Origin of the sequence: Marilutibacter spongiae (assembly GCF_014145325.1) — a bacterium.
GTDB lineage: Bacteria > Pseudomonadota > Gammaproteobacteria > Xanthomonadales > Xanthomonadaceae > Marilutibacter > Marilutibacter spongiae.
Genome location: NZ_JACHTF010000011.1, coordinates 30,926 through 52,138, shown reverse-complemented (window position 1 = coordinate 52,138; position 21,213 = coordinate 30,926). Strand labels below are relative to the sequence as shown.

General features: G+C 68.8%; 19 protein-coding genes and 4 tRNA genes. 12 read left to right on the top strand and 11 right to left on the bottom strand.

What is annotated here, in order from left to right; all coding sequences use genetic code 11:
• The first annotated feature begins 151 nt into the window (after nt 1–151).
• The 7 genes from H4F98_RS10985 to H4F98_RS10955 all read left to right on the top strand — a co-directional run bounded on the left by H4F98_RS10985 (nt 152) and on the right by H4F98_RS10955 (nt 4,941).
• Nucleotides 152–242, top strand: a tRNA-Ser gene (locus tag H4F98_RS10985).
• Between the two features lie 499 nt (nt 243–741).
• Nucleotides 742–1,104: a roadblock/LC7 domain-containing protein gene (locus H4F98_RS10980; RefSeq protein ID WP_182687614.1), complete on the top strand. Its 363-nt coding sequence runs from the start codon at nt 742–744 to the stop codon at nt 1,102–1,104.
• A 76-nt stretch (nt 1,105–1,180) separates the two neighbouring features.
• Entirely contained in the window at nt 1,181–1,537 is a 357-nt protein-coding gene (locus H4F98_RS10975; RefSeq protein ID WP_182687612.1) for a roadblock/LC7 domain-containing protein, read from the top strand.
• Nucleotides 1,538–1,665: 128 nt separating this feature from the next.
• Entirely contained in the window at nt 1,666–2,559 is an 894-nt protein-coding gene (locus H4F98_RS10970; RefSeq protein WP_182687610.1) for a hypothetical protein, read from the top strand.
• A gap of 30 nt (nt 2,560–2,589) precedes the next feature.
• Nucleotides 2,590–3,117 (top strand): GTP-binding protein, encoded by a 528-nt coding sequence (locus H4F98_RS10965; protein ID WP_182687608.1) that lies wholly within the window; start codon nt 2,590–2,592, stop codon nt 3,115–3,117.
• Nucleotides 3,118–3,119: 2 nt separating this feature from the next.
• Complete coding sequence (locus tag H4F98_RS10960) at nt 3,120–4,061, top strand: hypothetical protein (RefSeq protein ID WP_182687606.1); 942 nt, start codon at nt 3,120–3,122, stop codon at nt 4,059–4,061.
• Nucleotides 4,039–4,941: an arginase family protein gene (locus H4F98_RS10955; protein WP_182687604.1), complete on the top strand. Its 903-nt coding sequence runs from the start codon at nt 4,039–4,041 to the stop codon at nt 4,939–4,941. Before H4F98_RS10960 ends, H4F98_RS10955 begins: the two co-directional genes overlap by 23 nt.
• A gap of 38 nt (nt 4,942–4,979) precedes the next feature.
• Here the strand turns inward: H4F98_RS10955 and H4F98_RS10950 are convergent, their stop codons facing one another.
• Nucleotides 4,980–5,750 carry a winged helix-turn-helix domain-containing protein gene (locus H4F98_RS10950; RefSeq protein WP_182687602.1) on the bottom strand — a complete coding sequence of 257 codons (771 nt, stop codon included), beginning with the start codon at nt 5,748–5,750 and terminating at the stop codon, nt 4,980–4,982.
• Between the two features lie 421 nt (nt 5,751–6,171).
• Between H4F98_RS10950 and H4F98_RS10945 the strand changes: the two genes are divergently transcribed.
• Nucleotides 6,172–8,055 (top strand): S8 family serine peptidase, encoded by a 1,884-nt coding sequence (locus H4F98_RS10945; protein WP_220479187.1) that lies wholly within the window; start codon nt 6,172–6,174, stop codon nt 8,053–8,055.
• A 224-nt stretch (nt 8,056–8,279) separates the two neighbouring features.
• Entirely contained in the window at nt 8,280–8,984 is a 705-nt protein-coding gene (locus H4F98_RS10940; RefSeq protein WP_141517800.1) for a PP2C family protein-serine/threonine phosphatase, read from the top strand.
• 18 nt (nt 8,985–9,002) lie between these two features.
• Here H4F98_RS10940 and dnaQ read toward each other — a convergent pair whose 3' ends face one another.
• The 3 genes from dnaQ to H4F98_RS10925 form a co-directional block, all read right to left on the bottom strand.
• The gene (gene dnaQ / locus H4F98_RS10935; protein ID WP_182687601.1) at nt 9,003–9,734 is read right to left on the bottom strand and encodes a DNA polymerase III subunit epsilon; all 732 of its coding nucleotides are present in this window, start codon (nt 9,732–9,734) and stop codon (nt 9,003–9,005) included.
• A 74-nt stretch (nt 9,735–9,808) separates the two neighbouring features.
• Nucleotides 9,809–10,264: a ribonuclease HI gene (gene rnhA / locus H4F98_RS10930; RefSeq protein ID WP_182687598.1), complete on the bottom strand. Its 456-nt coding sequence runs from the start codon at nt 10,262–10,264 to the stop codon at nt 9,809–9,811.
• Between the two features lie 7 nt (nt 10,265–10,271).
• Nucleotides 10,272–10,910, bottom strand: a complete 639-nt coding sequence (locus tag H4F98_RS10925; protein ID WP_182687596.1) for a methyltransferase domain-containing protein — start codon at nt 10,908–10,910, stop codon at nt 10,272–10,274.
• 209 nt (nt 10,911–11,119) lie between these two features.
• Here H4F98_RS10925 and gloB point away from each other — a divergent pair, with 209 nt between their 5' ends.
• The 3 genes from gloB to H4F98_RS10910 are packed head-to-tail and all read left to right on the top strand — an operon-like array spanning nt 11,120 to nt 13,968.
• Nucleotides 11,120–11,896: a hydroxyacylglutathione hydrolase gene (gene gloB, locus H4F98_RS10920; protein WP_182687594.1), complete on the top strand. Its 777-nt coding sequence runs from the start codon at nt 11,120–11,122 to the stop codon at nt 11,894–11,896.
• The gene (locus tag H4F98_RS10915; protein WP_182687593.1) at nt 11,893–13,116 is read left to right on the top strand and encodes a lytic transglycosylase domain-containing protein; all 1,224 of its coding nucleotides are present in this window, start codon (nt 11,893–11,895) and stop codon (nt 13,114–13,116) included. The genes gloB and H4F98_RS10915 overlap by 4 nt, the downstream gene beginning before the upstream one ends.
• A gap of 51 nt (nt 13,117–13,167) precedes the next feature.
• A complete protein-coding gene (locus H4F98_RS10910; RefSeq protein WP_182687591.1) occupies nt 13,168–13,968 on the top strand; it encodes an enoyl-ACP reductase FabI in 801 nt (266 codons plus the stop codon).
• Nucleotides 13,969–14,100: 132 nt separating this feature from the next.
• On the opposite strand, the gene H4F98_RS10905 is transcribed toward H4F98_RS10910, so the two are convergent.
• The 7 genes from H4F98_RS10905 to clpX form a co-directional block, all read right to left on the bottom strand.
• A complete protein-coding gene (locus H4F98_RS10905; protein ID WP_182687589.1) occupies nt 14,101–16,080 on the bottom strand; it encodes a SurA N-terminal domain-containing protein in 1,980 nt (659 codons plus the stop codon).
• 187 nt (nt 16,081–16,267) lie between these two features.
• Nucleotides 16,268–16,344 (bottom strand) — tRNA-Asp (locus H4F98_RS10900).
• A gap of 134 nt (nt 16,345–16,478) precedes the next feature.
• Nucleotides 16,479–16,555 (bottom strand) — tRNA-Asp (locus tag H4F98_RS10895).
• Nucleotides 16,556–16,589: 34 nt separating this feature from the next.
• Nucleotides 16,590–16,664, bottom strand: a tRNA-Val gene (locus H4F98_RS10890).
• A 46-nt stretch (nt 16,665–16,710) separates the two neighbouring features.
• Nucleotides 16,711–16,983 (bottom strand): HU family DNA-binding protein, encoded by a 273-nt coding sequence (locus tag H4F98_RS10885; protein WP_141517807.1) that lies wholly within the window; start codon nt 16,981–16,983, stop codon nt 16,711–16,713.
• Nucleotides 16,984–17,222: 239 nt separating this feature from the next.
• Complete coding sequence (gene lon, locus H4F98_RS10880) at nt 17,223–19,661, bottom strand: endopeptidase La (RefSeq protein WP_182687587.1); 2,439 nt, start codon at nt 19,659–19,661, stop codon at nt 17,223–17,225.
• Between the two features lie 230 nt (nt 19,662–19,891).
• Nucleotides 19,892–21,184 (bottom strand): ATP-dependent Clp protease ATP-binding subunit ClpX, encoded by a 1,293-nt coding sequence (gene clpX / locus H4F98_RS10875; protein ID WP_182687585.1) that lies wholly within the window; start codon nt 21,182–21,184, stop codon nt 19,892–19,894.
• Nucleotides 21,185–21,213: the final 29 nt, after the last annotated feature.

Below are 21,213 nucleotides of genomic sequence, written 5' to 3'. Positions count from 1 at the left end.
AGGGCGCAGTGTAACGCGGGCCCCGGACGGCCTGCCCTGCGCACCGGCCACCGGCGCCATGCGACGCCTTGCGAAGAGGCTTGCCGGCCGCCGCGTCCAACCGTATGATGACGCCCCCGCGCCCGGCGAGATCGACCGCCGGCCAGGCACCGGAGAGGTGGCAGAGCGGTTGAATGTACCTGATTCGAAATCAGGCAGGCGTTAATAGCGCCTCGGGGGTTCGAATCCCCCCCTCTCCGCCAGTTTTGCAAAGAACCCTTGCTTGCAAGGGTTTTTTTGTGCGCGGGCGAAACGTCCGGCGCAGCCGCCGACGCATCCCCTCCAGCCGGCGCCGGCCCGCTGTCTTGCGGTGGCCAGGCAGCCGTCGCCCACGCGCACGCCGCCGCCCGATGCGGCAAATAATGACAGCGCTAGTCATTTCAAGCCGCCCTACGTCAGCTTATGCCCTGCGAGGGCACCCCACCCCGCGATGGCACGCAACGGGCGCGCGATCGCGACGCGCGCGGGATGTCCCGGGGACAAACCACGTCGCACAACAAGAGCGCCTTGATTTCACAAAATTAACTTGACCTTGGTCACAAATTGGCATGGCGTTTGCGTAACTGCCCGCAGACCCGTTCGCGGGTGCACGTCCTTCACATGCAGGCCCCCATGACTTCGCTTTCCCCCGCTTCCGCACCCTCCGCCCCGTCCACCCGAACCGCATCACCCATCGACCCCACGTCCAGCGCTTGTTCGGCCGTGCTCGAGCGGCGCCTGCAGGCCACGCAAGGCGTGATGCATACCGTGATGGCGACCGCGGATGGCCGCGCGATCGCCCACGCCGCCCGCGCCAATGTGGAACTGGTCCCAGCGCGGATCGCCGCCATCGCCAGCTCGCTGCTGGCCCTGGGCGAGTCGTTCTCCCGCGAAACCCTGCACAGCCCGGCGGGCTACACCAGCATCGCCTCGGAACAGGGAAGCATCGTCATCGTGCGCGTGCCCTCCTCCAAGGGCGCCTACACCCTCTGCCTGTCCGCCGACAGGTCGGAAACCTTCGCCATGGCCCTGCGCTTCGCGCTGGACGCGGCAAGCGAACTGGCATCGGTCCTGGACCGCGCCTGACAGGCAAACGCCTCTCGCTCCAGGGATGGAGTCCACCCCGTTTCAACCCACCCGAAGAGAAGAGAAGAGAAGAACCATGGCAAAGATTTCGATGGAACCCCTGCGCGAGCTCGACGGTTACGTGGCCTCCGCGCTGGTCGACGCCGACAGCGGCATGATGCTGGCCGGCGATGGCACCGGCGTGAACCTGGAGCTGGCCGCCGCCGGCAACTCGGAAGTGATCCGCGCCAAGCGCAAGGTCGCCAACGCACTCAAGTTGAACGATACGATCGAAGACATCCTGATCAACCTGACCAAGCAGTACCACCTGATCCGCCCGCTGGAGTCCAACCAGAAGCTGTTCCTCTACGTCGTGCTGGACCGCGCGCGCTCCAACCTGGCCATGGCCCGCCATGAGCTGCGCACGTTCGAGAAGACGCTCGACTTCTCCTGATCGAACGCGTCCCGTCCGGGGCGGCGCGAGCCGCCGCCCCGGATGTCCTCCTGCACGACCGAACGGCAAGCGAGCTGATGCACTACGACATTCGTACAGCCGCGCTCTGCGACGATTCCGAGAAGCGCGTGAGACTCGCGGCCAAGCTGCTGGCCGCCTACAAGATCAATGCCCGCGTCGAGGCCTGGGATGGCACCCGCTGCCACCTGCTGGTGGCCGCCGGCGAGGACGCCTATGGCGCGCAGGCGATGGCCCTGGCGCGAAAGCGCGGCACCCCCGTGGTGACGATGCTTGGCGACGAGGCGCCGCCCGGACAGGACGGCGATCATGCGGTCGCCTGCGACGTGCCGGCTGCCCGCCTGGTGAAACTGCTGGTGGAACTGCTGGAAAGCAATGCCGGCGCCGAGGAGGCGACCGAGTCCGACACCCAGGAGCGTTTGCCCTGCGTGCTCGCCTCGCCACGCCTTCGCGGCAAGCGCGTCACCATCGCGCTGGGCAGCGTGTCGGTCCTCATCGATCCCGACTCGGGCCGGGCCTATGCCCCGACCCATTCGGACCTGCTCCATGCCCAGGACAACTTCTGCAAGCCGGGCTGGACGGTCAGCCTCGGCAACGCGGCCAACCTGGTGCCGGCCCAGTGTGCATTCGCCGGGCTTGAACCCTTCCTGATCGCCGCCACCCAACGGGGCCGGCAGCTCCTGCCGCCCTTCCCCACCGGTCAATACCGCCTGGAGACGTGGCCGGATTTCGGATCGCTGCCCTCAATGGCCCGGCTGATGCACCTGGCCAGCGCCCTCACCGCCGACAGCTGCACGCCGACGGCACTGGAAAGCGCCATGGGCAGGACCACCAGTGCATCGGAGGTCGGCGCGCTGCTGTGGGCACTGGCCGCTTCGGACCTGCTGCAGTCGGCCGGGCCGGCGCCCCGCGCTTCCCCCGCCCCCTCATCCCGCAAGCCTTCGCGAACCGGCATCTGGGGGGCGATCGCACGTCGATTCGGCCTGGCCCCGGAGCTGGGCTAGCCCACGAACGGAATCATCGAGGACGCCATTTTGCAGCACCAGAGTTTCAAGTTCGTTTTCGCCGGCCCCGTCGGCGCCGGCAAGACCACCGCCCTGCGCACGCTCGCCGGCACCCCGCCGGTCTCGACCGAAATGCCGCTCAGCGACGGCGCCATGGGCGAGAAGACCACCACCACGGTCGCGCTGGACTTCGCCACCGTGCTGCTCGACGACGGCACGCCGCTGCAGCTGTACGGCCTGCCGGGCCAGGAGCACTTCAGCCACATGCGCCCGATCATCTTCAATGGCGCGCTCGGCGTGATCCTGCTGTTGAATGCCGCCAGTCCCGATATCGCCGCCGAGTGCCGCCACTGGCTGCATGCCGTGGCGGCGGTGGACCCCGGCATGGCCGTGGTCGTGGGCATCACCCAGGCCGACCTGGCGCCGGGCTTCAGGCTCGACGCCATTCGGCGCGAGACCGCGGCGTGGCCCCGACCGGTGCCCGCCTTCACCATCGATGCGCGCGACCGCGCACAGGCATCGCAACTGGTGCGCGCGCTCCTGCTCTCGATCCATTGACCATGTCGCACGAACTGGTCGAGGCCTTCGATGCGGCGGGTCTTCCGCTCTGCCGGACCCTGTGCGAGATGCTCGACGAGCATCCGGCGCATGGCACCGACCGGCGAGGCTGTGGCCTGACCCAGGCCACGCGCTTCCTGTCGCAGTCGATCAACACGCCGGTCGACCCCTGCGATCCCGCCGACCTGCGCGTCTTCCGCGACATCGACGCCCGGCGCGCCCATGGCATCGGCCTGCACGCCCGGCGCCATGGCTGGCCAGGGGGTTGGCGCGACCTGGGGCAGGCGCCGGACGCGCTCCGGCACGCGCTTGCCGGGCTGCCGGGCGGCGCGTCGCTGCTGGACCTCGACGAGCGCGTGCGTGCCGTCGGCGCGCGCCTCGAGCGCGAGGAGAGTCGCGTCGTGCTGGCGCTGGTCGAGGCGATCCTGCATCGCCGCGCCTCGCCGCTGTCGCCATTGCCGCCCATGCCCGACAAACCCGAGATCGGCAGTTGCTCGCAGGCCGAGGAATTCTTCCTGGAGATCGCGCACGGCAAGATCCGCCGCGGTGGCCGCGTCAACCTGTTCGTGGATGGCGACGGCCGGCCGGTGCTGGTGGAGAAGGTCGCGCTGGGCGAGTCGCACTCGGCGATGTTCGTCGGCCCGGCGCAGATCTGCCGCGTGCCGATCCCTCCTGGCAGCATCGCCGCGCTCGAACCGGCGCCAGGCGCGCAACCCCTGTCGCGCCACCCGCATGGAGAGGTGTTCGCGCTTTCCGCGCTCGCGCGCGTGCGTTTCCTGCGGATATCCACCCTTTCGGTCTCCCCGGCACATCGCGCCCGTGCGTTCGGCATGCAGTTCCAGCGGCAACGCACCGGCAACATGCTGTCGCCCGGCACCACAGGCTGGAACGACCTGCACCGATACGCCAAGGACCTGCTCGATGCGCATCCCGGCGTTCTATAGCGACGCCTATGCGCCCGGCGAGGAGCCCTTGCTGGCGCGACTGCGCGCGACCCGCGACCTGCTCCAGCGCCTCGCCCTGGTCGACCTGCAGCCGGCGACGCCCGTCCGGCCGGCGCAGCTGGACGGCCTTCACGACCCCACCTACCTGCAGGCGTTCCTCGATGGCCGCGAGCCACTGGCCTCGCGTCAGGGCATCCGTTGGACGCCCCGGGTTCGCGACGCCACGCTCTCGATGCTGGGTGGACAACTGGCCGCCGTCGACCGGTGCCTCGCGCATCCGGCCGGCATCGCGATGAACATCGCACGGGGCTTCCACCATGCGCACCCGCTGGCGGGCAGCGGCTTCTGCGCGATCAACGGCCTGGCCCTCGTCGCGCATGCCCACCCCACGTTGAAAGTTCTGGTCGTCGACTGCGACGAGCACGGCGGCAACGGCACCGAGGAGTTCGCCGCGCGCATGCCCAACCTGTTCGCGGTCTCGATCTTCGGCACGCGCTTCGGATGCCGGGGCGGCACGCGATCGTGGGCCTTCCATGTCTCGCGCGAGGAAGGCTTCGCGCGCTACGCGCGTGTCCTCGACGGGGTCGGGCGCATCATCGACGACGTCGCGCCCGACCTTCTCATCTACCAGGCCGGGGCGGACTGCCACGTGCACGACCCCAAGAGCCAGCTCAGGCTGCGCACGGGCGAGATGTTCCGTCGCGACCTGGCGGTGTTCACGATGGCCCGCGAACGCCGGCTGCCCGTGCTGTTCCTCGTCGCCGGCGGTTACCAGGACGCCACCAAGGTCGCGCGCCTGAACTGCAACACGGTGCGCGCGGCACGGATCGCCCATCGGAAGCGGGCCACGCCCGCAGGGCCGCTCGCCGTTTCGCGCTGACCGGTCGCGCCACCCGTTCCGGGCGGGGCGTTGCCCTGTCAGCGGCCCCAGGCCAGTTCGCCGCAGGGGCTCGTGGCACGCATGAGCGACTCGGGACCGCAACCACCGCGCCCGTCGATGCGGGTCGATGTCGCGAACACGCTTTCCCATTGCGGTGCCTGCCGGCGCCGGGCTTCGGTGACACGGGGGCGTTCGTCGGCCTCCTCCGGCGCGCCCGTACCGGTGGCCGCTTCCTGGGCGATCGCCAACAGCGTGATCAGGGACACCAGGCATCCACCGCCGATGCTCAGCCAGCGCAGCAGCGCATTGCCCGACCCGCGACCGCCGCGCCTGGCCTGGGTGGGCGTCACCGTCGCGGCCACGCCTGCTTCGCCCGCCACCGGAACATCGCCCGGCATGGCGTTCGCCGCAGCCTCCCCGGCGGCGGCAGGCGCAGGCGCCATCGGCGAATCCACGGCGACCACGCACACCGGGTCGGTCGGTTCGAACACGTAGCCCGCGCGCACCACGGTCCTCAACCAGCCCTTGCGCTCCGGGCCCAGTGCCTTGCGGAGCAGCCAGGCGCTTTGCGAAAGGTTTGCATCCTCCACCACCAGGCCCGGCCAAAGGCGGTCGAGCAGGTCGGCGCGGTAGTGAAGCGCGTGGGGTTCGGCGGCCAGCAGCCACAGCAGGTCGAAGGCACGCTGCGGCAGGCCCACGTCCTCGCCGGCGATCGAAAGCGTCCGATAACACAGGTCCATCCTGACCTCGCCGATGGTGATGTATCGGTGGCCATTGCCGGGCCAGGCGGGCTTGAACCTCGATGTCATCGACAACCTCCGCGTCGGGAAGGGACGTACCCCTAAACGCGGATCGCGCACGCCCCCCCACCCCGATCGGCAAATACGGCCATCTCGTTCAGCCTCGGCGTCTCCCGGGCGGGATTTTCACGATCCCGCGCACGCTTTGATCAGAACGAGATCAACAAAAGTCCGAAGCGCAGAGGTCGTGATGTCGCGCCTGACTTATTCCTCGGGGCGTCCACCGGCGTGCAGGCGATTGGCCGCGCACGCCTCCGGCAACGGGTCGGGGGGACATGCACGCGGGCGGACCGCAACGTGCATGGCCCCGCTGCTCCGGCGTCCAGGGACGACCCCCGGCAGCCTCCTGCTGCCGGCCGCCACGCCGGATCCGGCACCCGCCCAGGGCCCGCCGGACTCCGGACGACTCCATCACGATAAGGATGTAGAGATGACTTCAGGAAGCAACCCCGGTTTTCGCAGGACCCTGCTCGCCATGGCGACTGCAGGCCTCCTCCTTGGCGGCACGGCTGCCGCACAGGACCTCAACGCGGCCCGAGTGGCTTCGGCCGCCGAACCCGAGTACGACTCGTTCATCGTCAAGTATCGTGCCGGCACGCCGGAGCGCGGCAACCCGGCCGCGATGATGCGCAGCCTGGGCGGCAACGGCCGCAGCCTGGGCGCCCTCGGCGCCGGCAACGGCAAGGGCAAGGCACTGGGCTTCAGCCATGGACGTCGCCTGGCGACCGGCGCCGACCTGGTGCGGACCGACCGCAAGCTCGACCGCGTCGAAGCGCAGGCGATGATGCGGCTGATCGCCGCCAACCCGGACGTCGAGTACATCCAGCCCAACTACAAGCAGCGCGCGCTGTCCACGCCCAACGATCCGCGCTTCGCCGAGCAGTGGCACTACGCCAACAGCGCGACGGGCGCTCGCGTGCCGGCCGCCTGGGACCAGGCCGACGGCAGCGGCGTGGTCGTCGCGGTGGTCGACTCGGGCATCGTGGCCCACAACGACCTGAATGCGAACATCCTGCCCGGCTACGACATGGTCTCCAGCGTCAATGGCGGCAGCAGCTTCGAATGCAGCCGCTACGGCCTGCCCGCCGGCTGCGGCGGCAGCCAGGACGGCAACGGGCGCGACGCCGACGCCACCGACGCCTCGGCCAGCACGACCGGCGTCCACGGCACCCACGTGGCGGGCACCATTGCCGCGGTCACCAACAACGGTACCGGCGTCGCCGGCATCGCCTTCAAGGCCAAGGTGGTCCCGGTCCGCGCCCTCGGCAAGGATGGCCTGGGCGACACCGCCGACATCGCCGACGGCATCATCTGGGCCTCCGGCGGCAGCGTTGCCGGCCTGCCGGCCAACGCCAACCCGGCCGAGGTCATCAATCTCTCGCTCGGCGGCGACCGCCCCTGCAGCGACACGCCGGCCTACCAGGACGCAATCAACACCGCGATCGCAAACGGCAGCGTTGTCGTCGCCGCCGCCGGCAACAGCAACATCGACGTCGCCAACGCGACGCCGGCCAGCTGCAACAACGTGATCTCGGTGGCCGCCAGCGACAACAAGGGCAACCGCGCCTTCTACTCGAGCTGGGGCGCGACGATCGACATCACCGCACCGGGTGGCGAGACCTGCTCGCCCAGCACCGAGTTCCTGCCGCTCAACCAGGCGCCCTCCTGCACCCGCTCGCACGACGAGGAAGGCGTCCTGTCCACGGTCGCCGGCAATGGCTACGCCTTCTTCCAGGGCACTTCGATGGCAACGCCGCACGTGGCCGGCATCGTCGCGCTGATCCAGTCCGCCGCCTCCACGCCGAAAACCCCGGCGCAGATCCGCACGATCCTCGCCGACACCGCGCGCCCGATCGCGGCATCCAAGTGTCCTGGTGGCTGCGGCCCGGGCCTGATCGACGCGGCCGCCGCCGTCGCCGCGGTCACCGGCAACGACCCCGTCGACCCGCCGACCGACCCGGTCGATCCCGGCAGGCAGACCTACGCCAACACCGCCGACGTCGGCATTCGCGACTACCGCAAGGTCGAAAGCGCTATCAGCGTCTCCGGTCGCAGCGGCAAGGCCCCGACAGACGCGGTGATCAGGGTGGACATCCGCCATACCTACCGCGGCGACCTGCGGGTCGACCTGGTCGCACCGGACGGCAGCGCCTACCTGCTCGCCAACCGTTCCGGCGGCGGCACCGACAACATCATCGGCAGCGCCACCCTGGACCTGTCGAGCGAGACGCTCAACGGGACCTGGAAGCTCCGCGTGAACGACAACGCCGGCGGCGACGTGGGCTACATCAACGAGTGGAGCCTGACCTTCTGATCGCGCGGGGCGCCCTGCCCCGGCATCGTCATTGATCCTGCCCCCGGCCTTGGATACCCCGGCGCACTCCCCGCCGGGGTCTTTTTTGCGCAGGGCTTCCCGTACTGGCCGACGACGCCCGCCAAACGGCTTCGTTGACGCATTTCCTTGCCACGCGGCCGATTGCCGTCGATGATTCCGTTACCCCGTCCAAGAGGCACAATCGCGACCGGCATGCCCATCCCATGATCGAATTCGGACACCTGACGCACGCCGGCCTGCGCCGAGAGCTGAACGAAGACACTTACTACGGCGATGGCGAGATGGGCCTGTGGCTGGTCGCCGACGGCATGGGTGGCCACGAGTACGGCGAGATCGCCAGTGCGCTTGCCCGCGAAACCATCGTCCGGGAAGTCCGCGACGGCACGCCGCTGACCCAGGCGATCCGCATCGCCGACGAGGAGATCATCCGCAGCTCGCGCCGCCGCCACGATGCCCTGCCGATGGGCACCACCGTGGTCGCCGCGCGCGTCACCGGCAACCGGTTCGAAGTGGCCTGGGTCGGCGACAGCCGGGTCTATCTCTGGCGCGATGGCCACCTGGCCCAGCTATCCCAGGACCACAGCTACGTCCAGGAACTGATCGCCAACGGCGCGATCACCCACGAGCAGGCGCGCAGCCACCCGCATCGCAACGTCGTCACCCAGGCGCTTGGCGTCACCGACCCGCGCAACCTGAACGTGGAAACCATGACCGGCGAACTGCGACCGGGCATGCAACTGCTGCTGTGCAGCGACGGCCTGACCGAGGAGGTCGAGGACACCGCCATCGGCCGCGTCCTCGCCCAGCACGACTGCAGTGCCCAGGAATGCGTCGATACGCTGGTCGCGGCGGCGCTGGACGGCGGTGGCTCGGACAACATCACCGTGGTCCTGGTCCGCAACCACTGACGCCTACCGGCGGCTGCCTCAGGACTCGCTGGCCACCTCTTCGGGCACTGGGTCCCAGATCGCACGCCCGGCCTTCGCGCGCAGGACCTGCAGGCGCGCCTCGTGCGCGACCAGTTCGGCCGCTTCGACCGCGACGCGCGGGCGCGGGCGCTCGCTACGGCCCTGGAAGGCGGCCACCGCATCGGCGGCGGCCTCGGCGGCGCGGGTATCGCTGCCGAAACCGATCTCCTCCTGGCCCGAGGTCAGCCCGATGTAGACCTCCGCCAGCAGCTGCGCATCGAGCAGCGCGCCGTGCAACTGGCGATGCGCGTTGTCCACGCCCAGGCGCTTGCACAGCGCATCGAGCGAATTGCGCTGGCCCGGGAAACGCTGGCGCGCGAGCAGCAGCGAGTCCTCGATCGCACAGCGGTCGGCCAACTTGCCGTACTGGCTGCCCGCCAGGCGCAGTTCGTTGTCCAGGAAGCCGACGTCGAAGGCCGCGTTGTGGATGACCAGCTCCGCGCCGTCGATGAACTCGAGGAACTCCTCGACGATGTCCTCGAACAGGGGCTTGTCGGCGAGGAACTCCAGCGTCAGCCCGGTGACCTCCTGCGCGCCGGCCTCGAACTCGCAGCGGGGATTGAGGTAGCGATGGAAATTTCGCCCGGTCGGCCGCCGCTCGATGAACTCCACGCAGCCGATCTCGACCACCCGGTTGCCGCGTTCCCAGCTCAGGCCGGTCGTTTCGGTATCAAGGATGACTTGGCGCATCGGTCGTGTGGATCACTCTCTGGCGGGGCGTGGACACGGTAACAAGCGTCCGTCTCAGCAGGCGAGGCGCGGGCTCAGGAACGCCTGAAGCGGATCGCCTGGTCGCGTGCGAGCACATCCACGCGCTCGTTGTCGGGATGGCCGGAATGGCCCTTGACCCAATGCCACTCGACGCGGTGGCGCTGCGCGGCGGCATGCAGGCGTTCCCAGAGATCGCGATTCTTGACCGGATCGCCACCCGCGGTCTTCCAGCCGCGGCGGACCCAGTTGGCCATCCACTGGGTGATGCCCTGGCGCACGTACTGCGAGTCGGTCGTCAGCGACACCACGCAGGCTTCCTTGAGCGACTCCAGCCCGGCGATCGCCGCCATCAGCTCCATGCGGTTGTTGGTGGTATCGGCCTCGCCGCCGCTCAGTTCGCGCTCGCGGCCCTGGTAACGCAGCAGGGCCGCCCAGCCACCGGGGCCGGGATTGCCGAGGCAGGCGCCGTCGGTATGGATCTCGACGGACTTCTTGGTTTCGGATGTCATCCGGCCATTATGGACGGCCGCCCGGCTTTTGAGACCCCTCCCCGCCCGGATCCCCGACCACGCGCAGTTGCGCGCGCATCGCCCCCACGCCCGCCTGCAGGCGCAGCTTGCGGACCGCGTTGGGCGGGATCGCGGCATGCACGCGCTTGCTGACCGTCAGCGCCAGCCCGGCGCGGAGCCGGTCGGCGGCCCCGATGCCGGCCTCGGCATCCTCCGGCCGCCAGCGCGGGCCCAGCCACTGAAGGCTGACGGCATCGACCGGGAAACCGGCACGCGCCAGCGCGGCCTGCCAATAGCCAGGACCGCGCGCGCGCATGCCACTGCGCCACCAGCGCGCGCGATAGGTGCTCCAGGGATTGAGTGCCGCAAGCCACAGCACGCCGCCCGGGGCGAGGATCCGACGGCACTCGGACAGGACCGCGCCGGTGTCGGCGAAGCCGTCGTCGAGCACATGCTGCAGCAGGACCGCGCCGAAACTCTCGTTGGCGAGCGGCAAGGGCAAGCCACAGCGCACCGAGCCGGCGAAACCGCCAGGCGCCCGGTGCATGCAGATGCCCCGGCCGATGTCCCGGTGGGGTGGTGCCGCGCCGGCCACGCCGACCCAGACCCAGGGCAACGCGGGGATCGCCGCCAGCATCCGGGCCATCGCCCGGCTCTCGGCCGCGAGCAGGCCTTGCCCCGCCGGGCCCGCGAACCACGGATGTCCCAGATCGGCGTTTCCAGGTTGACGGGTGGGCTGGAGCGCGGGCATGGTCGCGACTGGTGGGCAGGCGGGTGGCCACCTGTCCGGGCATACCCCGGGCAGAAGGAACAAGGGTCCATCCGATTCTGCGCGATTCCAGGGGGGCCGTCACCATGCACTTGCAGGCATTGCCGTCCCGGCAGGACAACTACATCTGGACCCTGTCGGACGCGGACGGGCGCGCCATCGTCGTCGACCCGGGCGAATCCGGGCCGGTACTCGCCGCCGCGCAACAGGGCCTGCAGCCGGCCGCGATCCTGCTGACCCACCACCACTACGACCACATCGACGGCACCCAGGCCCTGCTGGAGCGCTGGCCGGGACTGCCGGTCCACGGCCCGCTGGACGACAGGATTCCCTTTCCGCTCAATGCCCTGGGAGATGGGGACCGTCTGGAACTGCTGGGTATCGACGTGGCGGTCCTCGCCGTGCCGGGGCATACCCTCAGCCACATCGCCTTTCATCTCACCAAGGACGGAGACAGCTGGCTGTTCTGCGGCGACACCTTGTTCAGCCTGGGCTGTGGACGGCTGTTCGAAGGTACCCCGGATCAGATGCATGCATCGCTGATGCGCCTGGCCGCCCTGCCCGGCGATACGGCCGTGTGCTGCGGCCACGAGTACACTCTCTCCAACGCCGCGTTCGCGCGGGCGGTGGAACCCGACAATGCGGCCCTGCTGGACCGCACCGAGGAGGCCCAGGCCATGCGCCAGTCCGGACAACCCAGCTTGCCCAGCAAGCTCGCCGACGAACGCCGCTGCAATCCGTTCCTTCGCTGCGGCACGCCCTCGGTGAAGGCCGCGGTCGGCGCCTGGCTGGGCACGCCTGCCGGGGACGATGTCGCCACCCTGGCCGCCCTGCGGCGCTGGAAGGACGGGTTCGTCGCATGAGGCGCGCGACCGCGTGGGCGGCCGGGTTCCTGACCGGCCTGGGCATGGCTGCGTCCGCGCTGGCCACCGAGCCGTCCCCGACGGGCACCGCCGAACCCGCCCCCGCCGCGGTCGAACCGGTCGCCGCCACCCCGCCGCCGGTCGCACCGGCGACGCGCAACGGGCGCGAGATCTACGACGCGTTCCGCGACGGCCTCTCCGATTCCCAGTGCGACGACGATGTCAGCGACCGCTGGAGCCGCCATTTCGCCCAGGCGCCCCAACGCCTCGCCCAGCCCGACGACACCCTGCTGCCCCTGTTCGGCTACGTGGTCGACAAACTGCGCGAGTCGCACCTGCCCACCGAGTACGCACTCATCCCCTTCGTCGAGAGCGGCTACAAGCCCGGGGCACGCAGTCCGGCCGGCCCCGCCGGCATGTGGCAGATGATCAAGCTGACCGCGCGCAACCACAAGGTGCCGATCTCAAGCCACTACGACGGACGCCTGTCGCCGGTGGATTCCACCCGTGCGGCTGTGCGCTACATCAAGACCCTGCACGGGATGTTCGCCGGCGACTGGCGGCTCGCGGTCATGGCCTACAACGCCGGCGAGTACCGGGTCTTCGGCGCGCTCAGGCGCAACGGCCTGGCCGCGCGCGAGGCCAGCCCGGAGCAGTTGCCGGGCATGCCAGGCATCACCCAGGCCTACGTGCGCAAGATCCACGCGCTGTCATGCCTGATCGTCCGCGCCGGGCGCGACGAAGACTGGCTCAAGGCGCTCGACCGGCCCGTGGCCCGCTTGCGCGCCGTCCCGGTACCCGACGGCACCCAGCGCATCGACCAGTTCGCCGCGAGCTCGGGGCAGAGCATCGCCCGCCTGCAGCGCCTGAACCCGGTGCATGCCGACGGCCGCATCCGCCAGCCGGCCACCGGCACCGCCTACCTGCTCGCCGCCGCGGGCCCGGGCACGACGGCAGTGACCGGCACCCCTGCAGCCCCCGCCACGATGGCCGATGCCTCGGCGTACATGGCACAGGCAGCGCCGCTGCCCGCCGGCCATGTCGTCGCGCGGGGCGAGAACCCCTGGACGATCGCCAAGCGCTACGACCTGTCGGTATCGGAACTGCTGCAGCGCAACGACCTCGCGCGCGACAGCGTGCTCCAGGTCGGGCAACGCCTGCGGATCGCCGAGCGATCCAGCGTCGCGACTCCCGCAGACCCGGCGAAGCCTCTAGACTAGGGGTTTGCTCGGCCGCCATCGCGGCCATGCCCCACCACCGAGGGAGTTTCCATGGGTTTCCTGAAAGGCAAACGCGCACTGATCACCGGCATTGCCAGTCAGCGTTCGATCGCCACCGGCATTGCCGAGGCCATGCATCGCGAAGGCGCCGAGCTGGCGTTCACCTACCAGACCGACAAGCTCAAGTCGCGCGTAGAAGCCGCAGCCGCGGAGGCTGGCAGCGACATCGTGCTGCCCCTCGACGTCAGCGACGACGCCCAGATCGAAGCCTGCTTCGCCGAACTGGGCAAGCGCTGGGAGGACGGCTTCGACATCCTCGTCCATGCGATCGCGTTCGCCCCGCGAGAGGCGATTTCCGGGCAGTTCCTGGACGGCCTGACGCGCGAGAACTTCGCCGTCGCCCACGACGTGTCGTCGTACTCGCTGGCGGCGCTGGCCAACGCCGCGCGCCCGCTGATGAAGGGACGCAACGGCTCCATCATGACCCTCACCTACCTCGGCGCCGATCGCGCCCTGGCCGGCTACAACCTGATGGGCCTGGCCAAGGCCAGCCTCGAGGCCAACGTCCGCTACCTGGCCTACAACCTCGGCCCGGAGGGCATCCGCGTCAACGCAATCTCCGCCGGCCCGATCAAGACCCTGGCGGCGGCCGGCATCGCCGGATTCCGCAAGATCCTCGGCCACGTCGAAGAGAACGCACCGCTGCGTAGGACCGTGACCATCGAAGACGTCGGCAACGTCGCCGCCTTCCTCGCCTCGGACCTGTCCGCCGGCATCACCGGCGAAATCACCTACGTCGACGCGGGCTACAACATCCTCGGCATGACCGGTATCGGCGACGGCTCGGACTGAGCCAGACCCACAGCTCCCGAATAGAAAAAGCCCGGCAGCTGCCGGGCTTTTTCATGCATGGCGTACGCGGCGCGGTCGCCGGCCCCGCGGGGCCGGAACGGGAGCGTCCCATTCCGGCTGCGAAGCCTTCGCCTAGAGGTTTTCCTCGAACACCGTGACCGTCATGCGCTTGCGCATGCCGCGGATGTAGGACTGCGCATCCTCGTAGCCAGCGACCTGCTCGACCTGGCCCTTCAGCATTTCGCGCTGGGCATCGTCGATGGTGCCTGCATCGCCGGGCACGACCTTGTCCACCGTGAACAGCACCAGGCTGCCATCGGGCAGCGGGAACATGCCCGGAGTCGGCTTGGACGCATCGGCCGGCGCGTCGACGGCGAACATCGCCTCGTTGACCTCGACGCTGGGCACCGGCGCGCCGCGCGGCACGCCCGGGATGGCATCGGGCTCGGCGAGGCCGCGCGACTCGGCGACCTGTGCCAGGGTCTCACCGGCACGCATGCGCGCGAGCAGCGCCGCACCCTGCTTGCGGGCGGTTTTCTCGAGAAGGTCGGCGCGCACCGCGGCCTCGACCTGCCCGCGCACCTTGTCGAAGGGACGCGCGGCCTCGGGCTGGTGGGCCGAGACACGGATCACCACGTTGTGGCCGGGGGCGATCTCCACCGGATCGCTGATCGTGCCGTCCTGGATCCGCACTTCGTCGAATGCCGCGCGCTTGACCCCCGGCGAGGCCATGATGCCCTCGCTGGAGTCACGCGAAACCGGGCCGATGGTCTCCACCTCCAGGCCGGTCGCGGCGGCAACGCCGGACAGGTCGTTGGGGTTCTTGTAGATCTGGTCGACGACCTGGGTCATCAACTCGTTCACCGCGCGCTCGCGATCGGCCGTTGCCTGCTCCTGCGCCAGCGTCTCGCGCACCTGCTCGAACGGCTCCACCTGCCCGGCCTTGATTTCGCGCAACTGGATGACGTGCCAGCCGAACTCGCTCTGTACCGCGTCGCTGACGCCCGGCCCGGACATGCCGAACAGCGCGTCCTCGAAGGGCGCGACCATCATGCCCTTGCCGACCCAGCCCAGGTCGCCGCCCGCGTCCTTGGAGCCCACGTCGTCGCTGTTGGCCTGGGCCAGGGCAGCGAAATCCGCGCCCGGCTCGCGCGCCTGGGCGGCGAGGGACTCGGCCTTCTCCCGGGCAGCCTTGGCGGTCGCCTCGTCGGCATCGGCGGGGACTTCGACCAGGATGTGCGAGGCCAGGCGCTCTTCGGAGGTCTGGAACTTCGCCATCTCCTCCTTGTAGCGCGCACGCAGGGCCGCTTCGTCGGCCGGCGGCGGTGCGGGGATCGAGGCGGTATCGATTTCCACGTACTCCAGGGTCACCGTCTCCGGCGCGCGGAAGTCCGCCGGGTGGCTGTCGTACCACGCCTTCGCGTCGGCCTGGGGCACCTCGACCTCGTCGCCGTCGGGCGGGAGGATGAGCATGTGCACGTCGCGACGCTCGCCGATCAGCTTCACCAGGCGATCCATTTCAGACTTCGTGGCGAAGCTGCTTTCCTGCAGTCCGGCGGGCACGAGCGTCTCTTCGAGGCTTTCGCGCACCGTCGCCTGGAACTGGCCCGGGCTCTGCGCCGGCACCTGCGAGGCGAGCGCGAGCTGGTAACGCTCTGGGTTGAACTTGCCGTCGACCTGGAACGCCGGGATCTCCTGGATCGTCGAGCGGACCAGGCGGTCGCTGACCACGACGCCGCCGTTGCGCGCCGCCAGGCGCTGCACGCGCTGGTCGATGAGGGTCTCGAGCACCTTGCGCTTGTTGTCGACGCTCTCGAAGTCGCGCGGGTCGAAGGCCTCGCCCTGCTGCGCACGCGCCTGCTGCCGGGCCTGGTCGAAACGGCTCCGGAAGTCGTCGACGCTGACCGTCTCTTCCTGCCAGGCCATCGACACCGGCCACCACGACGGCGCATCCGGCCACCATGCGGGGGGCGCCTGGACGCGGGCCACGGTGTCGTTGCTGCCCTGCACGAGGTACTGGTCGATGCCGAACAGGCCGAGCGGCACGATCAGGATGGCGAGCACGATGGTGCCCAGCAGGCCAGAGGATTTTTCGCGAAGTGTCTGCAGCATGTTCGAGTCGCGTTGATGCGGAAGCCCGACAGTCTACCGTGGTTCAGCCCGCGGCGAAGCCCCCGCGGTCACGGCCGCGGTACCGCCCGGTCGGCCCCATGCGCCGACGGTCCCGCGCCGGCGCGGGCGCGCGGTGATGCAAAGAAAAACGGCACCCCGGGAACCGGGATGCCGTCGCAAACAAGACTGGCGGAGCGGACGGGACTCGAACCCGCGACCTCCGGCGTGACAGGCCAGCATTCTAACCAACTGAACTACCGCTCCGCGCCTTGAACCTGGTTGTAGACAACGGCCATCGGCCGTTGCGCCCGGATTTTCCACGCCCCGCGCAGGGGTCCGGAAAACACCGGCTCTCACTTAAAAGCGAAGGCGCCGACAAGGGCGCCTTCGGGTAAAACTGGCGGAGCGGACGGGACTCGAACCCGCGACCTCCGGCGTGACAGGCCAGCATTCTAACCAACTGAACTACCGCTCCGCGCTTGAAACCTTTCGCACTGACGACTGGATGCTGGTGGGTGCTGAGGGTTTCGAACCCCCGACCCTCTCCGTGTAAAGGAGACGCTCTACCACTGAGCTAAGCACCCGGTGCGTCGCCTTTGACACATGTTGCAGTGCCGCCGGCCGAGCTAGTTAGTTTACTGCATCCTTCAGCGCCTTACCAGCCTTGAATGCAGGATTTTTCGAGGCCTTGATCTTGATGGTCTCGCCGGTCTTCGGGTTGCGGCCCTGGCGCGCGGCGCGCTTGCGGACCTGGAAGGTGCCAAAGCCCACCAGCGTCACGGTGTCGCCCTTCTTGAGCGCCTTGGTGATCACGCTGACGAACCCATCGACGGCGGAAGCCGCATCGGTCTTGGACAGATCAGCCGCTTCAGCGACAGCCTCAATAAGCTCAGCCTTGTTCATTCGTTTTGACTCCCTTTGCGGACATGGCCGCATTGTTCTGAAAATCGAAGCGCCCCGGAACCCGGATCAACGACCCGGCAGGATCACCCCGATCGATTTGACCACGCTCGACGGCATGCGGGACGACGTCGACGCGGTTGCGCTCGTTATACCAGTGCGTACGCAAGCGACGCAAGCGTGAAAGCTAGCTGTGATGCGGGTTTCAGCCTTCAGCGCGCGTTTCTGACGGACGGACACGCTCAGTGCTTGACGTCGGCTTGTGGGGTCTGCTTGCTTTTGTCCGGAACAGGCAGCTCGCCCGGTCCGGAGACCGGCGCGGGCGACACCGGTCGCTCCAGGGCGATCTCGAGCACCTCGTCGATCCACTTCACCGGCTTGATCTCCAGGCCCTGCGTCACGCTCTTGGGCAGGTCGACCAGGTCCTTGCGGTTCTCGTCCGGGATGATCACCGTGCGGATGCCGCCGCGCAGCGCCGCGAGCAGTTTCTCCTTCAGTCCGCCGATCGGCAGCACGCGACCGCGCAGGGTGATCTCGCCGGTCATGGCCACGTCGGCGCGGACCGGATTGCGGGTCAGCATCGACACCAGCGACGTCGCCATCGCCGTGCCCGCGCTCGGTCCGTCCTTCGGCGTCGCGCCTTCGGGCACGTGGACGTGCACGTCGTGCTTCTGCAGGAAGTCCAGGTCGATGCCCAGGCTCTCGGTGCGCGCGCGCACGACCGACAGGGCCGCCGACGCGGACTCCTTCATGACGTCGCCCAGGTGGCCGGTGAGCAGCAACTGCCCCTTGCCCGGCACCAGGGTGGACTCGATCTGCAGCAGGTCGCCGCCGACCTCGGTCCAGGCCAGGCCGGTCACCAGGCCGATCTCGTTCTGTTCCTCGGCGCGCCCATAGTCGAAGCGCTGCACGCCCAGGTACTTGTCGAGGTTCTTGCTGGTGACGTTGATCGCGCCCTTCTTCGAGGCGGCCTTCTTCGCGACCGGGCCGGCCAGGGCGATCTCCTTGACCACCTTGCGGCAGATCTTGGCGATCTCGCGCTCCAGGCTGCGCACGCCCGACTCGCGGGTGTAGTAGCGCACGATGTCGCGCACGGCGCCCTCGGCGACCTTGATCTCGTCGTCCTTCAAGCCATTGGCCTTGATCTGCTTGGGCAGCAGGTAACGCATGGCGATGTTGAGCTTCTCTTCCTCGGTGTAGCCCGGGATGCGGATGACTTCCATGCGGTCGAGCAGCGGCCCGGGGATGTTGAGCGAGTTGGAGGTCGCCACGAACATCACTTCCGACAGGTCGAGGTCGACCTCGAGGTAATGGTCGTTGAAGGCGTTGTTCTGCTCCGGGTCGAGCACCTCGAGCAGGGCCGATGACGGGTCGCCGCGGAAGTCCATCGACATCTTGTCGATCTCGTCCAGCATGAAGAGCGGATTCTTCGTCCCGGCCTTGTTGAGGTTCTGCACGATGCGCCCGGGCATCGAGCCGACGTAGGTGCGGCGATGGCCGCGGATCTCCGCCTCGTCGCGCACGCCGCCCAGGGACATGCGCACGAACTTGCGGTTGGTCGCCTTGGCGATGCTCTGCCCGAGCGAGGTCTTGCCCACGCCCGGGGGGCCGACCAGGCACAGGATCGGGCCCTTCATCTGCTTGACCCGGGTCTGCACGGCCAGGTACTCGAGGATGCGCTCCTTGACCTTCTCCAGGCCGAAGTGGTCGGCATCGAGCACGTCCTGCGCGGCCTTGAGGTCCTTGCGGACCTTGCTGCGCTTCTTCCAGGGCACGCCGAGCACCCAGTCCAGGTAATTGCGCACGACGGCGGCCTCGGCCGACATCGGCGACATCTGCTTGAGCTTGTTGAGCTCGCCCTTGGCCTTGGCTTCCACCGGCTTGGGCATGCCCGCCTCGGCGATCTTGCGGGTCAGCTCCTCGATGTCGTTGGGCGCATCGTCGATCTCGCCCAGCTCCTTCTGGATCGCCTTCATCTGCTCGTTGAGGTAGTACTCGCGCTGGCTCTTCTCCATCTGCGACTTGACCCGGCCGCGGATGCGCTTCTCCAGCTGCTGCACGTCGATCTCGCCATCGACCAGGCCGACCAGCTGCTCCAGGCGCTCGCCGATGCCGTGCGTCTCGAGCAGCTTCTGCTTGTCGCTCAGGCGCACACCCAGGTGGGCGGCGATGGTGTCGGCCAGCCGGCCGGGTTCGTCGATGCCCGACAGGGTCTGGATCAGCTCGGGCGGCAACTTGCGGTTGGTCTTGACGTACTGCTCGAACAGGCCCATCAGCGAGCGGCTGACCGCCTCGAGCTCGCGCTCGTCGCGATCGGCGACCGGGTCGATCACCAGCGCCTGGCCCGACAGCAGGCCGTCGCGCTCCTGGATCGCGTCGACCTCGATCCTGGCCACGCCCTCGACCAGCACCTTGATGGTCCCGTCGGGCAGCTTCAGCAGCTGCAGGATCTGGGCCAGGGTGCCGGTGGTGTAGAGGTCCTCGGCACCAGGATCGTCGATGTCGGCCGATTTCTGCGCCACCAGCAGGATGCGCTTGTCGGCCTCCATCGCGACATCGAGCGCGCGGATGGACTTGTCGCGGCCGACGAACAGGGGGATGACCATGTGCGGGAAGACGACGACGTCGCGCAGGGGCAACACCGGCAGGTCCAGCAGGTCGCGGTCGGTGGATTCGGTCATGGGGTCTCCGGAATCGGGGGGTGGGCCGCCGCACGGGAGATACGGCCGCCGCTGGGCCAGGTGCCCATGCCACGGTTATGGGGGCCTGCGCCGACAGATGCAAGCAGTCCCGTCACAGCCCGCCCGCGGCCGGGACGAATATCCAGGGAAATCAGACGGATGGCGCGCGGCGCCCGGAAACGCGAACGCCGCCCCGGGGGCGGCGTTCGGCGGTCGGGAAAGCGCGGCGATCAGTCCGCGGAGGCCACCTTCGGCGCGGCCGCCGGCGGGGTCTGGTAGATGAGATAGGGCTCGGACTTGTGGTCGATCACCGACTCGTCCACCACCACCTTGCTCACGTTCTCCTGCGACGGCAGGTCGTACATGGTGTCGAGCAGCACCGATTCGACGATGGTGCGCAGGCCACGGGCGCCGGTCTTGCGCTTGAGCGCCTTGCGCGCGATCGCGGTGAGTGCGTCGGGGCGGAACTCGAGTTCCACGCCCTCCATCTCGAACAGCTTGCGGAACTGCTTGGTGATCGCGTTCTTGGGCTCGGTGAGGATCTTGACCAGCGCTTCCTCGTCGAGTTCCTCCAGGGTGGCGACCACCGGCAGGCGGCCGACGAACTCGGGGATCAGGCCGAACTTGATCAGGTCCTCGGGCTCGACCTCGGCCAGGATCTTGCCGATCTCGACCTTGCGCTCTGCGCTCTTGACCTTGGCCCCGAAGCCGATGCCACCGGCCTCGGTGCTGCGCTGGCGGATGATCTTGTCCAGGCCGGCGAACGCGCCGCCGACGATGAAGAGGATGTTGCGGGTGTCGACCTGCAGGAACTCCTGCTGCGGGTGCTTGCGCCCGCCCTGCGGCGGCACGCTGGCGACGGTGCCCTCGATCAGCTTGAGCAGCGCCTGCTGCACGCCCTCGCCCGATACGTCGCGGGTGATGGACGGGTTGTCGCTCTTGCGCGAGATCTTGTCGATCTCGTCGATGTAGACGATGCCCTGCTGCGCCTTGTCGACGTCGTAATCGCACTTCTGCAGCAGCTTCTGGATGATGTTCTCCACGTCCTCGCCGACATAGCCGGCCTCGGTCAGCGTGGTGGCATCGGCCATGGTGAAGGGGACGTTGAGCATCCGCGCCAGCGTCTCGGCCAGCAGGGTCTTGCCCGAGCCGGTCGGGCCGACCAGCAGGATATTGGACTTCGCCAGCTCGACGTCGTCGTTCTTCTGCCGGCTCTCGATGCGCTTGTAGTGGTTGTAGACGGCGACGGCGAGGGTCTTCTTCGCGCGCTGCTGCCCGATCACGTACTGGTCCAGGACCTCGAGGATCTCCTTGGGCTTGGGCAGGTGGCTGCGCGCCGACTGCGCCTTCTCCTCGAGCTCCTCGCGGATGATGTCGTTGCACAGCTCGACGCATTCATCGCAGATGAACACGCTCGGGCCCGCGATCAGCTTGCGGACCTCGTGCTGGCTTTTCCCGCAGAACGAGCAGTAAAGGATCTTGTTGCTGTCGGCGGGTGTGCGCCCCTGTCGGTCGTCGCTCATGCTTTGGCCCAAATCGTACGTGTGGCTTG